Annotated in this window: 14 protein-coding genes and 2 tRNA genes; 8 read left to right on the top strand and 8 right to left on the bottom strand. The window is 67.3% G+C overall.

From position 1 onward, the window contains the following. The first annotated feature begins 2 nt into the window (after nt 1-2). The gene (locus J2X06_RS02810; RefSeq protein WP_310057993.1) at nt 3-542 is read left to right on the top strand and encodes a DUF1415 domain-containing protein; all 540 of its coding nucleotides are present in this window, start codon (nt 3-5) and stop codon (nt 540-542) included. A 164-nt stretch (nt 543-706) separates the two neighbouring features. On the opposite strand, the gene J2X06_RS02805 is transcribed toward J2X06_RS02810, so the two are convergent. From J2X06_RS02805 to J2X06_RS02795, 3 genes are read right to left on the bottom strand one after another with little or no spacing between them, the layout of a single operon-like run. Then, complete coding sequence (locus tag J2X06_RS02805) at nt 707-1,399, bottom strand: HAD family hydrolase (protein WP_310057990.1); 693 nt, start codon at nt 1,397-1,399, stop codon at nt 707-709. Then, nucleotides 1,396-2,103 (bottom strand): pseudouridine synthase, encoded by a 708-nt coding sequence (locus J2X06_RS02800; protein WP_310057988.1) that lies wholly within the window; start codon nt 2,101-2,103, stop codon nt 1,396-1,398. The genes J2X06_RS02805 and J2X06_RS02800 overlap by 4 nt, the downstream gene beginning before the upstream one ends. A gap of 13 nt (nt 2,104-2,116) precedes the next feature. After that, nucleotides 2,117-3,190, bottom strand: a complete 1,074-nt coding sequence (locus J2X06_RS02795; protein WP_310057985.1) for a class I SAM-dependent methyltransferase — start codon at nt 3,188-3,190, stop codon at nt 2,117-2,119. A 164-nt stretch (nt 3,191-3,354) separates the two neighbouring features. On the opposite strand from J2X06_RS02795, the gene J2X06_RS02790 reads away from it, so the two are divergent. Then, entirely contained in the window at nt 3,355-3,615 is a 261-nt protein-coding gene (locus J2X06_RS02790; RefSeq protein ID WP_310057983.1) for a hypothetical protein, read from the top strand. Nucleotides 3,616-3,711: 96 nt separating this feature from the next. Here J2X06_RS02790 and J2X06_RS02785 read toward each other — a convergent pair whose 3' ends face one another. Together J2X06_RS02785 and J2X06_RS02780 are read right to left on the bottom strand one after the other, a co-directional pair. Next, a complete protein-coding gene (locus J2X06_RS02785) occupies nt 3,712-6,255 on the bottom strand; it encodes an ABC transporter permease (protein ID WP_310057982.1) in 2,544 nt (847 codons plus the stop codon). Beyond that, nucleotides 6,252-6,950, bottom strand: coding sequence for an ABC transporter ATP-binding protein (locus J2X06_RS02780; protein ID WP_430539479.1), 699 nt, complete (start codon nt 6,948-6,950; stop codon nt 6,252-6,254). The genes J2X06_RS02785 and J2X06_RS02780 overlap by 4 nt, the downstream gene beginning before the upstream one ends. Before the next feature lie 123 nt (nt 6,951-7,073). Between J2X06_RS02780 and J2X06_RS02775 the strand changes: the two genes are divergently transcribed. The 6 genes from J2X06_RS02775 to J2X06_RS02750 all read left to right on the top strand — a co-directional run bounded on the left by J2X06_RS02775 (nt 7,074) and on the right by J2X06_RS02750 (nt 11,375). Next, entirely contained in the window at nt 7,074-7,769 is a 696-nt protein-coding gene (locus J2X06_RS02775) for an arylesterase (RefSeq protein ID WP_310057979.1), read from the top strand. A gap of 142 nt (nt 7,770-7,911) precedes the next feature. After that, on the top strand, nt 7,912-8,043 hold the full coding sequence (locus tag J2X06_RS02770) for a hypothetical protein (protein WP_310057976.1): 132 nt from the start codon (nt 7,912-7,914) through the stop codon (nt 8,041-8,043). Between the two features lie 377 nt (nt 8,044-8,420). After that, a tRNA-OTHER gene (locus J2X06_RS02765) sits at nt 8,421-8,490 on the top strand. Nucleotides 8,491-8,492: 2 nt separating this feature from the next. Next, a tRNA-OTHER gene (locus J2X06_RS02760) sits at nt 8,493-8,557 on the top strand. A gap of 416 nt (nt 8,558-8,973) precedes the next feature. Next, nucleotides 8,974-10,098, top strand: coding sequence for a slipin family protein (locus J2X06_RS02755; protein WP_310057973.1), 1,125 nt, complete (start codon nt 8,974-8,976; stop codon nt 10,096-10,098). Between the two features lie 56 nt (nt 10,099-10,154). Next, nucleotides 10,155-11,375, top strand: a complete 1,221-nt coding sequence (locus J2X06_RS02750) for an RtcB family protein (protein WP_310057969.1) — start codon at nt 10,155-10,157, stop codon at nt 11,373-11,375. Nucleotides 11,376-11,437: 62 nt separating this feature from the next. Here J2X06_RS02750 and J2X06_RS02745 read toward each other — a convergent pair whose 3' ends face one another. The 3 genes from J2X06_RS02745 to J2X06_RS02735 form a co-directional block, all read right to left on the bottom strand. Next, nucleotides 11,438-12,718, bottom strand: coding sequence for an aminopeptidase (locus J2X06_RS02745; RefSeq protein WP_310057967.1), 1,281 nt, complete (start codon nt 12,716-12,718; stop codon nt 11,438-11,440). Between the two features lie 79 nt (nt 12,719-12,797). Next, nucleotides 12,798-13,283: a hypothetical protein gene (locus J2X06_RS02740; protein WP_310057964.1), complete on the bottom strand. Its 486-nt coding sequence runs from the start codon at nt 13,281-13,283 to the stop codon at nt 12,798-12,800. After that, a complete protein-coding gene (locus J2X06_RS02735; RefSeq protein WP_310057961.1) occupies nt 13,280-13,873 on the bottom strand; it encodes an RNA polymerase sigma factor in 594 nt (197 codons plus the stop codon). The genes J2X06_RS02740 and J2X06_RS02735 overlap by 4 nt, the downstream gene beginning before the upstream one ends. Nucleotides 13,874-13,935 lie beyond the last annotated feature (62 nt).

Below are 13,935 nucleotides of genomic sequence, written 5' to 3'. Positions count from 1 at the left end.
CCATGAACAGCGAAGACCCCATCGTCGCGACCCGCCGCTGGCTCGAGCGGGCGGTGATCGGGCTCAACCTGTGCCCGTTCGCCAAGGCGGTGTACGCCAAACAGCAGGTGCGCTTCGTGCTGAGCGAGGCGACCACGCCCGAGGCGCTGCTGGAGGAGCTGGCTTTCGAACTGGTGAGGTTGGCGCAGACCGATCCGGAGCAGACCGACACCACGCTGCTGATCCACCCGCACGTGCTCAATGATTTCCTCGACTACAACGATTTCCTCGACCAGGCCGATGCAGCGGTCGAGGCACTCGGGCTGGAGGGCGAGATCCAGGTCGCCAGCTTCCATCCCGACTACCAGTTCGCCGGCACCGAACCCGACGATGCCAGCAACTGCACCAACCGGTCGCCCTACCCCACCCTGCACCTGCTGCGCGAAGACAGCGTAGAGCGTGCGGTGGAGGCTTTTCCCGATCCGGACGTGATCGTGGAGCGCAACATCGAGACGCTGGAGAAGCTGGGCATCGAGGGCTGGCGCAAGCTGTTGGAACCTTGAGTTCAGCGCGTCATACCGCCCCAGCAAACGGAAGAGATTGACGCTGTGCGGCAAGTCTGAGAGCTGCGGCTTCCAGAATTTCCCTTCTCCCGCAAGCGGAGGGGGATCCGTGAAGGACTGCGCTGCCTGCTTGCGGAATCGCATCAGAGCGAACGCGAATGCGCCTACGTCCTCAGCACCGGCTCGATCAGTCTGCGCGCCTGCAACAGCGATTCGACGATGCGATGCCCCAGCGCGCGCACGTCATCGCCCGGAACGACGAGGTCGGGCACCTGGATCGGCGTCATGCCGGCCGCGAGCGCAGCCTGAACACCGGGCACCGAATCTTCCAGCACCACGCAATGCGCCGGATCCACGCCCAGTTGGCGCGCCGCCAGCAGATAGATGTCCGGCGCCGGCTTGGGATGGGCCACGTCGCTGCCGGTCACCACCGCGTGGAAGTGCGGTAACAGGCCGCACAGTTCGAGCTTCTGCAAGGCGCGCTCGCGTCGCGTCGAAGTCGCCACAGCGCGTGGAATGCCTCGCGAATCGAGCAATGCCAGCAGTTCCAGCACGCCCGTCTTGAGCGGCAGCCCTGCGCGCACGTGCTTGTCGTAGAGGGCATGGCACCGGTTCAGCAGCGTCTGCACCTGGGTTTCGTCCAGCAAGGCGTGCAGCATCTCGTGGCAGGCGCGGTCGTGCAGGCCGATCATCGACAGCCACAGCTCGTCTCCGAGCGGAAGCGAGAGTTCCTGCGCCGCCTCGCGCCAGCACTGCAGCAGGGCGCGCTCGCTCTCGATCATCAGGCCGTCCATGTCGAACAGCACGGCCTGCGGCACGAAGGCGATCGGTTCCACGACGGCGTCGAATGGCGTCACGGCGTGGCACCGAACATCCGCTCGACGTCGCCGGCACCCAGCAGGCGCCATTGACCGGCAGGCAAGTCATCCAGCCCGAGCCCGCCGATGCGGCTGCGATGCAGCGCTTCCACGTGATTGCCCACCGCCGCGAACATCCGACGCACCTGGTGATAGCGCCCCTCGGTCAGCGTGAGCCGTGCGTGGCGCGCGTTGACGGTCTCCATCCCCGCAGGCGCCAGCGGCACGGTTTCCGACTCGAGCATCAAGGTGCCGCTGGCGAACACATCGGCCTCGTCGCCGCGCAGGTCGTGCGCCAGCGTCGCTTCGTAGACCTTCGCCAGTTTCGCCTTGGGCGAGACGATGCGATGCAGCAGCGCGCCGTCGTCGGTCATCAGCAGCATGCCGCTGGTGTCGCGGTCGAGCCGGCCTACGCTGGACAGCGTCGGCGAGCGCAGGCGGAAACGCGGCGGCAGCAGGTCATAGACGATGCGGCCCGGGTCCTTGGTCGAGCAGGTGTAGCCGACCGGTTTGTGCAGCATCAGCACCATGCCGGCGGGCGGGTCCAGCGGCGCGCCGTCGATGTGGATCGCTTCGTGCCCGACCTTGTCGTCGGCGTACAGCACCTCGCCCTGAGGATCGGTGATGCGGCCCTCCCGGAACATCGCCGTGACGTCCTTGCGGCTGCCGTAGCCGAGATTGGCGATCAGCTTGATCAACTTCATGGAGGTGTCCGTGTCATCGCGCGACGGGCCGATCGGCCGCGCGCACGGCTTCGATCACCTTGAACCCGTTGCGTTCGGCGACGGCGCGAACTTTGCCGAAATTGGTGCCCAATGCAGCCTCGTAAGGCAGGTGGCGGTTCGCGACCAGCCACAACCGGCCGCCCGGGTTGAGCGCCTGCGCGGCCACCGCGATGAAGCGGCGCCCGATGTCGGGCCGGTCGGCGCTGTTGTGCGCATGGAACGGCGGATTGCTGACGACGACGTCGAAGCGCTGCGACAACCCCTTGGTGACGTCGTGCCAATGGAAGTCCAGCGCGGCGCGATCGGCGAAGCCGGACAGGTTGACCCGCGCCAGTTCCAGCGCGCGCGCCTCAGCTTCGAACAGGTCCAGCGCCGTAATGTGGGGACAACGCGCCAACAGCTCGGCGGCGAGATAGCCCCAGCCCGCGCCGAGGTCGGCAGCGCGCCCGGCCAGGTCGCCGGGCAGGTGTTCGGCCAGCAATCGGGAAGCCGGATCGATGCGGTCCCACGCGAACAGGCCGGGACGACTCATGAAACGGCCATCGACGATGGGCCGGGGCCTGTCGGCCTTCGCCCATTCCCTTGCCAGCGCCGGATCGGCCGCCCCTTGCAGCGGCGCGGTCCAGAACACGCGGCACTTGTGCTTGGACAGGCTGAAGACGGGACCGGCGATACGAGCCAGGTCGGCCTCGCCGGATTTGGCGCCCTCCTGGTTGCCCAGGCAGGCGACCACGCGTCCACCGGGAGCGCAACTTGCGAGTGCGCGGGCGAACAATGCACGCGATTCCTCGCGCTGGCGCGGCGGCAGCACCAGGACTAGCGGATAGCGTGCCTCGCCGGGCGCGGATTCATCGCCGATCACAGGCAGGCCAGAACGCTCCAGCGCATCGGCATCGGGCTTGTAGCTCTGCTCGCACACCAGCCCCGGCCAGGCGCGCTGATGCAGCGGCCAGCCGTCGCGGGCACGCAGGAACAGCGCGCCGCCCGCTTCAGGCCACGTCAGTGATCCGTCCATGAACGGCAGGAGCAGGGTCTGGAGGGCGACATCGCCGTCGTCAGCGCGCATCGCGGGATCTTGCCGGTGTCATGCCGCCAATTGTACGCGGAGGCCGCATATGGACGCGGGCGCCGTTTCGCACGTGCCTGAAAAAATGCGAAACCCCGGCTTTCATGCCAGATCAACATGGCCGGAGCGACGATGGCGTCACCCATCAAGAGGAGAGAACCGCGATGCGTGCCCTCTTCATCGGCGGCTTGGTCGACAACAGCGAGCTCGACCTCGACACCCGCGATCCCCCGATGCACTACCCCGAGAATACCGGTGGCGGCAAGCCGCGCTACCGGCTGCACCAGATCGGTATGCGCGATGGCGAGATCGCCTACGCCGTCTACGGCGCGCCCGACCTGGCCGATGCCGAGGTCGAGCGCGTCGCACGCGAACGCGATTACGGGCGCCGCTTCAATGCCCAACCGCAGGCGGTGTTCAACTAGTTACGCGACGTCCGACGCCATCTGCTGGAGACTGCCCGACCCGCCGGCAGGGCCGACGGGTGCATGGCGGCAGGCGTGCCCCTGGCTCGCCACGTTTCACTCTTGCAACTCGCGCAACGTGACCGACGGCGGCGCATCCAGCACGCGGCGCGTGGCGAACAGCCCCGCAAACAGCGCGGCGACGACGCCGACCGCGGCTCCGAACGCGGCCAGGCGCCAGTCTGCCTGCCACGGCAGGTCGAACACGCGCGTGGCGATCACGCCTGCCAGCACCGACGCGGCGATCGCCGCGGTCAACCCGGACAGCAGGCCGATGGCGGCGAACTCCGATGCCTGCGCCAGGCGCAACTGGCGACGGCTGCCGCCGATGGCGCGCATCACTCCGCCTTCAAGCAGGCGCTCGTCCTGGCTGGCGCTGACCGCCGCCATCAGGACCAGCAGGCCGGCGGCGAGCGAGAAATAGAACACCACTTCCACCACCGTGGAGACCTGGTCGGCAGTGCTACGCACCTGCTTGAGCACCGCATCGACATCGATCACCGACAGGTTCGGGAACTGCTCGACCAGTTGCGCGGTGAAGCGCGTGCGTTGCGGCGGCACGCTGACGGCAGTGATGTGGCTGGCCGGAAACCCCTCCAGCGAACCGGGCGAGGCGATCACGAAGAAGTTGGGACGGAAGCTCTCCCAGTCGACGCTGCGCAGGCTGGTGATGGTGGCCGAGAAGGGTTGGCCGGCGATGTCGAAGGCGATGCGGTCGCCGAGCTTCCAGCCCAGCCGCTCCGCGAAGTCCTCTTCCACCGACACTTCCGGACGCACGGTCCGGATGTTTCCCCAGAACCGGCCGGCAGTCACGCGATTGTCGTCGCGCAACTGGTCGGTCACCGACAGGTTGAACTCGCGCTCGGCCAGGCGCTGCGCTCGCTCGCCTTGTTCGGCGTAGTCGGCACCGGTCACCGCCTTGCCGTTGTGACTGACCAGGCGTCCGCGGATCATCGGGTACAGCGTCGGCGCGCCCAGACCCTGCTGCGCGATGAAGGCGCGCACGGCGTCAACCTGGTCATCCTGCACATTGATGATGAAGCGGTTGGGCGCATCGTCCGCCAGCGCGACCTGCCAGCGATCGAGCAGGTCGGTGCGCACGAAAGTGAGCAGCAGCAGCGCCATCAGGCCCAGGCCCAGTGCCGACACCTGCGCGATGCTGGCGCCGGCGCGGCGGCTGACGTTGGCCAGTCCGTAACGCAGGCTGCCGCGCAGGCGCGAGCGCACGCGGCGCACGACGAAGATCATCAGCCACGCCAGAACGGCCAGCACCGCCAGCGTCGCGACGATGCCGATCAGCATCGCCAGCCCGAGCGTCGCCGATCCCGCCTTCCACCACAGCAACCCGGCCAACCCCGCCAGACCAACGATCGCGACCAGCCAGGCGCTCGGCTCGGTTGGATCGAGATCGCGGCGCAGCACGCGAAGCGCCGGCACGCGGCGCAGCGCCAATACCGGCGGCGCGCCGAAGGCCATCAACACGATCAGGCCGACGCCGTAACCCTGCAACGCGGGCAGCCAGCCCGCAGGCGGAATGGAAAGCTGCAATGCCTGCGCCAGCCAGCCGCCCACCAGCCACTGCAAGGCGAAGGCGAGCAGCACACCGACCGTGCTCGCGATCAGTCCCAGCATTAACAGTTCGCCGACCTGGATGCCGACCAGCGTGGACTGCGTGGCGCCAAGGCAACGCATCACTGCGGTGCCCGAGAGATGCCGTGCACTGTGTCGTCGCGCCGCCATCGCCACCGCGACCGCCGCCAACACCACCGACACCAGCGCCGCCAGGCCGAGGAAGCGGCCGGCACGGTCGAGCGCCGAGCGGATTTCGGGTCGCGCATCGGCGATGGTTTCCAGGCGCTGGCCGCGGCCGAGCGCCGCGCGCGCGGTCGCGTTGAAGCGATCGACCGCGGTCGCGTTGCCGGCGACGACGAGCCGGTAGCGAATTCGGCTGCCCTCCTGCACCAGCCCGGTCGAGGCGATGTCGTTGAGATTGAGGAACACCTTGGGCGCGACGTTGAAATAGTCGAGCGCGGCGTCGGGCTCCTGCACCACCAGCGCGGCGAGGCGGAAGCGTGCGTCGCCAATGGCGATGTCGTCGTCCAGTCGCGCACCGAGCGTGTCGGCGCCGGAACGGCTCATCCAGATCGTGCCGCGCGCGGGCACGGCGCCCGCATCGCGCTCGACGCCACTGGCATCGGCGATACGAAAACTGCCGCGCAGCGGAAAGCCCGCGCCCAGCGCGCGAAGCTCGCCCAGTTGCAGACGCTCTCCGACGCGGATCATCGTCTGCAGTTCCTGCGTCTGCGTGCTTTGCAGACCCGAGGCATTGGCCGCGGCGCGGATTGTGCCCGTGATCGGTTCGTCGGCACGCACTACGGCGTCGCCGCCCAGCAGGCGGTTGGCCTCTATCGCCAGTGCGCGTTCGGCGCGGTCGGTAACGAAACCCACCGCGGTCACCGCGAGCACCGCCAGCACCAGCGCGGCAATCAGGATGCGCACGTCACCGGCGACCAGGTCGCGGCGCAACTGGCGCCAGGCCAGCCGTGGCGTCTGCAGCAGGCCCGCTCTTTTCGGGGCCGGGCTTGCGGGGGCTGCGCTCATGACGCCACCAGTCGGCCGCCGTCGAGCCGCAACAGGCGGCTGCAGCGCGAAGCCAGGTGTTCGTCATGCGTGACCAGCACCAGCGTCGTGCCGGCATCGGCGTTGAGCTCGAACAACAGTTCGATGATCGCCTGGCCGGTGTGCGTGTCGAGATTGCCGGTGGGCTCGTCGGCGAACAACAGCGACGGACGCGTCACGAACGCGCGGGCCAATGCCACACGTTGCTGCTCGCCGCCGGAAAGCTGGCGCGGGTAATGACCCAGGCGCGGGCCGAGGCCGACGCGCTCCAGGATCGAACGCGCCGGCGATTCGACATCGCGATCGCCGCGCAGCTCCAGCGGCAGCATCACGTTCTCCAGCGCGGTCAGCGACGGCAACAGCTGGAAGTTCTGGAACACGAAGCCGACCTTCTCGCCGCGCACCCGTGCACGACCATCCTCGTCCAGCGTCGACAGCGGTTGCCCGTCGAGCAGCACGCGTCCGTCGCTGGGCGTATCCAACCCGGCCAGCAACGAAAGCAACGTACTCTTGCCTGAACCGGAAGCTCCGACTATCGCGACCGAATCACCCGTGGCGATGGAGAATGCGACGTCGTCGAGAATGGTCAGCTCGCCGGACGGCAGCATCACCCGCTTGCCGAGCCCGGTTGCCTGGAGCGCCGCGGCAGTGGCCACGGGCGCAGTGGAATCGGCCATGATCGTCCCCATCGTGGTGTCGTTGCTCATCGGGAGAAAAGGTGGATGCACTGGAACATCGGGAACCTCTCAGGGAAAGGGCTTTCACGCAACACGGGTACGTCTTTCACGGGCACGGTTCTCATGAACCAGCGATATGCGGTGTTGCGGCCGGGCATTCAATGGGCCATCAGTTGGGTCCTTGCTCTTCTGCTGCCGGCGATGCTCGCCCTGGCCTCCGCGACCGCTGCGGCGCAGACTCCGGCCAAGGCTGCCACGGCACCCGCCGCCGCGCGCGCGGTGTTGGTGATGGGCGACTCGCTTTCCGCCGGCTATGGACTGTCGGCATCGCAGGGCTGGGTCGCGCTGACCGCAGATCGCATCGCCAGGACCAAGCCGGGTTGGCGCGTGGTCAACGCCAGCATCAGCGGCGAAACCACGGCCGGTGGCGCAGCGCGCATCGACGGCGAACTCCATCGCAACAAGCCGGCTGTCGTGGTGATCGAACTGGGAGCCAATGACGGCCTGCGCGGCCTGCCGCTGTCGCAGACGCGCGCCAACCTCGACCGCATGATCCGTTCCGCCAAGGCCAGTGGCGCGAAGGTATTGCTGATCGGCATGCGCATGCCTCCGAACATGGGCCGCGACTATACGCAGGGATTCGCCGACAACTTCAACGCGCTGGCGAAACAGCATGGCGTGGCGCTGCTGCCGTTCCTGCTCGAACCGATCGCGACCGACCGCAACGCCTTCCAGGCCGATAACCTGCATCCCGTGGCGAGCGTGCAGCCGAAGCTGCGCGATCACGTGTGGACTGCACTGGCGCCGTTGCTGCGCTGAGCACTCAATACGATCATCTTGATGTTGCGGCCGTATGTTTCGGCCGTTCGCGCGCCGACGAACGGTCGTTGCATTCGAAATTGCATCGGCGTAACGTGCGCGGCCTTCGCTCCCGCGTGAGCGTTTTTCGGTCCCTTCGTCCATGACGCACTTCAACGACATCGCCAGGCTGTACGGGCTGCGGCCATCCGGCCACGGCCTGTGCGCGCTCGCGCCGTCGCTGCGCGGCAAGCGCGACGAAGCCGGTCTCATCGACCTGGCTCTTATCGACTGATCTCCTGCACAAGGGAGGTCGGTCACGCCGATCTCCCGAGGCAAGCGAACGCCCTCGGTCCAAAACCGGGGGCGTTTTTTTTTGCCGTTCGCAAAGCCGGAAATCAGATCAATCAAACGCGATTGCATCGCGCCCCGAAGCATCCGGACAGTGCTGGTCCGAGGCAGGGAACGCCGCGAAGGCGCGAAAGCGCCGTGCCTGGATGCTTCGGCACGGGCGGCAGCAGGTGCAGCCGTACAACGAATTGGTGCCGCGAGGCGCCAATGCGAAACATCGTCGGACCACTTGCAGCGGTACGGGTTCTTGAACTCCCGTCCGGTGCGCACGGCCTTGCCGCCGCGTATGCCGCAAGTCGCGAGACGGTGTTTCGAGAGAGCGGACGATAGCTCAGAGGCAGAGCAGCGGCGAAAGCCGTTGGCCGCCGGTTCGATTCCGGTTCGTCCACCACTGGATAGCTCAGTCGGGTAGAGCGTCAGCTTTGATGCTGATTGTCGCGGGTTCGAGTCCCGCTCCAAAACGACCTGTCACGTCGTTACCGGGAACGAAAGTTCCCACACAGGAAACGCCCCGTGTGGCTTTGCGCCAGGCGATGCAGCCCACCGCATCGCGCACGCAACTCCGCAGCGGCGATGTCGCCGGGCCCGCGTCCCGCATGCGCGGTTCCGGCACCAAGGCGCGGCCAGGCAGGACATCGCCAGCCGCGTCCAGGTGCCGGACGCTCCGCGCAGACAGCGCGCAGGCTCCGCGACACAGGCGTCAGGGGCGTTTCCGCTTTTTCTCACACGAGTTGTTCGCTTTGGGACAGCGGGCTTCTCCCGATACCGAACTCCCAACGCTCAAGAAGAGCAGAAACAAAAAGCGCGAGAACCGATCCATCGCGTGCATCAACCAAGCGGATCGGACCACCAGAGCCAACAAGGAGAACACACCATGTTCTGGACCAAGAGGGTCGTGATCGGTGACGGCGAGCGCGGCCTGGTGTATCGCAACCGTCAATTCGCAGGCGTGCTCGCGCCGGGCGTGTACCGCCGGTTCGACCCGTTCAAGCGCGTTGAAGTCGTCGTGCACAACATCGCCAAGCCGGAATACGCCGGCAGTGATGCCGATGTTCTGATCGCCGCGCTGCGCGAGCGCCTGGCCGATTACTTCGTCCTGGCTAACCTGGGCATGGACGAGGTCGGCCTGGTGCTGAAGAACGGCAAGCTCGAGGACGTGCTCGCACCGGGTGCACGCAGGCTGTACTGGAAGGGCCTGGTGCCGGTCGAGGTGCAGGCGGTCTCGATCGCACAGGGCCTGGATGTCGAGGCCCGCGTGGTCAAGCGCCTGCGTCAGCTCGGCGTGCTCGAGCGCCTGACCGTGTCGCTGATCGTGCCGGAAGAGACCGCGGGCCTGCTGTTCGTCGACGGCAAGCTGGTGCGCACGCTGGCACCCGGCGCCTACGCCTTCTGGAACTTCCAGAAGAACGTCGGCGTCGAGATGATCGAGCTGCGCGTGCAGTCACTGGAAGTCTCGGGCCAGGAGTTGCTGACCCGCGACAAGGTCAGCCTGCGCGTCAACCTGGCCGCGAGCATCCGCGTCACCGATCCGGTGGCCGCGCGCACCAGGGTCGCCAAGTACGGCGACTACGTGTACCGCGAGCTGCAGTTCGGCCTGCGCAAGGCGATCGCCGCCAAGACGCTGGACGAGCTGCTCGGCGACAAGGCTTCGCTCGACGCCGACATCTTCGGCTACGTGCGTGGCCGCGTGACCGAGTTGGGCATCGAGGTGCTCGGCGTGGGCGTCAAGGACGTGATCCTGCCGGGCGAGATGAAGGAGATCCTCAACAGCGTCGTGCAGGCGGAAAAGGCGGCCCAGGCCAACGTGATCCGCCGTCGCGAGGAGGCCAACGCCACCCGTTCGTTGCTGAACACGGCGCGCCTGATCGAGGAGAGCCCGGTGCTGATGCGCCTGAAGGAGCTGGAGGCCCTGGAGAAGGTCACCGAGAAGATCGACAGGTTGACCGTGTTCGGCGGCCTGGACGGCGTCATCAAGCAACTGGTCAGCCTGAAGCAGTAATCTTCGCGTGGCGAACGGATTCGCCACGCGGAGTCTTTATCAAGAAAGGATTCCTTATGAACATGCAGAGCCAATACGAATTCCTGCACGCGCAGGGCAGCACGCCGATCAAGGGCTGGGTGCACGGCGTGCCGCTGGAGCCGCAGGCCCACCAGCAACTGCGCAACATCGCCTCGCTCCCGTTCGTCGGGCCGTGGGTCGCCGTCATGCCCGACGTGCACCTGGGCATCGGCGCCACCGTGGGCTCGGTCGTGCCGACTCGCGGCGCGATCATCCCGGCTGCGGTCGGCGTCGACATCGGCTGCGGCATGGCCGCGGTTCGCACGACGTTGCGCGCCAGCGACCTGCCCGACGACCTCGCCCACCTGCGCAACTCGATCGAACGCGGCGTGCCGGTCGGCAACGGGCCCGGTGGCGACCACCGCCGTATTCCGGACAGCATCGAGACGAAGCTGGCGCATTCGGGGCTGATGCAGCGGCTGGCGGCGATCCGCGCGCGCCATCCGAAGATCCGTCCGGACAAGGTCGACAAGCAGATCGGAACGCTCGGCGGCGGCAACCACTTCATCGAGATCTGCCTGGACGAGGCCGATGCGGTGTGGGTGATGCTGCACTCGGGTTCGCGCGGCACCGGCAACCTGGTCGGCACCTACTTCATCGAGCTTGCCCGCAGGCAGCTGGAGAAGCGCGTGCTGGGTTTCCATCTGCCGGACAAGGACCTGGCGTTCTTCCTCGAAGGCGAGCCGCTGTTCGACGACTACGTCGAGGCGGTATCGTGGGCGCAGGACTACGCGCGTGCCAACCGCGAGGCGATGCTGGCGCGGGTGCTGCACGACATGCGCCAGCGCCTGCCGAAGTTCCAGCTGGACAAGGAAGCGGTGAATTGCCACCACAACTACGTCCAGCGCGAGGACCACTTCGGAGAGTCGCTGCTGGTCACCCGCAAGGGCGCGGTCAGCGCGCGCGAGGGCGAGCTCGGGATCATCCCGGGCAGCATGGGCGCGAAGAGCTACATCGTGCGCGGCCTTGGCAACGCGGACAGCTTCCACAGCTGCAGCCATGGCGCCGGCCGCGTGATGAGCCGCACCCAGGCACGCGCGCAGATCACGCTCAAGCAGCACCGCGAAGCCACCGCACACGTGGAGTGCCGCAAGGACGCGGGCGTGATCGACGAGTCGCCGGCGGCTTACAAGCCGATCGAAGCGGTGATGGCGGCGCAGGCCGACCTGGTCGAGGTCGTGCATACGCTGCGGCAGGTGGTGTGCATCAAGGGCTAGAGCGGCCCTCACCCCAATCCCTCTCCCGCATGCGGGAGAGGGGCTACAAGCGCTTCTGCGCTTCAGAGCTTCAGCGCGCCCTTCTCGACGATCGTCTTGCCATCCAGCGTGACCGTGCTGCCCGGCAGGAATACGGCGGTGCCGTAGGACAACGTGTTCTCGCCACCGGCCCAGGCATTGCCGCCAAAGCCGACCGACACGCTTCCCGCCGGCATCCATGCACCGACCGGGCTCGATGCCGGCAGCTTTACGTTCGGATTGATGCCGAAATTGACGAAGCTGATTTCGTTCTTGCGCCCGTCGGCTACCGCGTCGTACTCGGCCTTGTAATCCTCGTAGCCGGGGCCCGAGCCGGTCATCCCGGTGACCTTGCCCGCGCTGACGGTCACGGTGAGGTTGTCGATCTGCTTGCCGTGGAAGTAGCTGCGCGAGTGCACGACCTTGCCCTCGGCGCTGCCCGGCACCGGCGTGGTGTAGACCTCGCCGGCCGGCAGGAAGGCCGCAAGCGACGGCCCACCGGCCTTCTGGTCGGCCTCGGAGATGATGCCGTCGCTGACCAGCACCCGCCGACCCTTCACGCGCAACTTCAGGTCGGTGCCGTTGGGGTTGGTGATGTGGATCTCGTCGCCGCCGGCGATCGTCGCCTTGATCTGTTCGCCGCGCGTCTGCAACTGGCTGTAGTCGATGTTGACGCCATTCCAGAACGAACGCGCCAGATCTTCCTCGGACATGCCGAAGCGCTTGGCGCGCCAGGACGTCGGGTACATCTCGTTGCCGACCTCGACCGTGCGCACGTTGTTCGAGCGCCACGCCTTGGCGACCGGCTCGTCGGCCTTGGCGCGGGCCGCCATGCGCTTGGGATCGGCGCCTTCGAACAGGTTCTCGTTGGTCATGTTGCCCAGGCTGATCACCACGTCGACGATGCCGGCCAGCTTCATCGCCAGCGCGTTGGTCTGCGTGTCGTACTGCTCGGGCACGTCGAACAGCAGCCGCCTGGACATGCGATCGCTGCTGTAAGCGACCATCGGGAAGGCGCCGACCTTGCGCACGTTGACCGCGATGTCCTCGAGCAGTTGGGCGTCGTGCTGGCGGCCGTAGATCAACACGATCTCGCCCTCCTTGACCGCCGCGCTCTGCGTCACCAGGCGCTGGGCGAGTTGCTCCAGGTCGGTCATCGGCGCCGTGGTTTCAGTCATCACCGGCGCAGCAGCGGGTTCCGTTGCGGCGGCAGTGGTCGCTGGCGCTTCCGTGGCGTTCTCATCGGATGTCGTCGAGGGTTGGCAGCCCGCCAACGCGGTGAATACGGCGGCGGCGAGCAAAGTAACCAGGATTTGGCGATTCATGACGGGCCCTCGGAGCCCAGTCATCATCCGGGCTGCGGGGGCCAACGGCATGGCCCATAAGCAACGGTCACACGCCTGTTCAGGCGGTCCGCGAGTCTCCATGAAGCAGCCAGCGTCCCGCGCCCTGCCCCAGGAACGATGCCGCCAGGCAGACGACCAGCAGCGCTCCCCAGCCCAGGGCCTGTCCTGAGAGATCGGGCAGCAGCTCGGCGAACGCAGGCGCCCAGCTCGCGCCGTAGATCCCCACGGCGCCAGCGGCTATCGCCGCCAGCAGCAGGCCGAGGATCCGCAGCATCCAGCGCTCGACGCGTTCGCCCAGCGCCTGCACGGAGGCGACGTGACCAACGATCTGCGTGGCCAGGTCCATCGGCAGCGGCTCCATCGCCGGCGTGCGCAGCGCACGTGCGATCAGCCGGTACTCGGCGACCGCGCGCTCGACGGGGTCCTGTCCGGCAGGCGCCAGCGGCTGGCCGCGCCGCTCCTCTTCGCGGGCACGTTCCTGCGCCAGCCATTCGAGTGCTTCGCGTTCGAAGCGGTCGTGATCGTGGGGCTTGCGAGTGTTCATACGATGACTCCCATCCGGGCCTGCAGGCGCTCGCGCAGGCGCGCCCGGGTCCGGAACAGATGGCTCTTGATCGTACCTTCGGCGAGACCGGTGATTCGGGCGATCTCGACGATGGGGACCTCATCCAGGTGATACAGCGTCAGCAGAGTGCGCTGCATCGGCGGCAGCGCCTCGATTTCCTCGTGCAGGCCGGCCGCGATCTCGGCATCGGCGCAGGCCGCTTCCAGGTCGAAGCCGTCGCTGACGTGGTCGAGCAGCGACAACCCGTCCTCGTCGTCGCCGACCGGTGGATCGACAATCGCGATGCGGCGCTTTTCCAGGTGGCGCTTGGCGACGGAGTACGCCACCTGGCCGATCCACGACTTCAGCGCGCTCTCGCCGCGGTACTGGTGCAGGCACTGGTGCACGCGCAGGAACGCCTCCTGGCACAGCTCGCGGGTGTCCTCGGGCTGGCGGACCATGCGCTGGATGATGTGCCAGCACAGGCCCTGGTATTCGCGCACCAGCCGCTCGAACGCGCCCGGAGTATTGGCCAGCACGGCCTCCACCAGCTTGCGGTCGTCTTCGTGGGCGGGCGCAGCGTCGGTCATCGATTCACGCTCGTACGGACGGGCAGCGGCATCTCCATGCGGTGCTTCTGCCGACCGCTGCA

This window comes from Lysobacter niastensis, from assembly GCF_031457115.1.
Taxonomy (GTDB): domain Bacteria; phylum Pseudomonadota; class Gammaproteobacteria; order Xanthomonadales; family Xanthomonadaceae; genus Lysobacter_J; species Lysobacter_J niastensis_A.
This window is presented reverse-complemented; position numbering and strand designations above follow the sequence as displayed.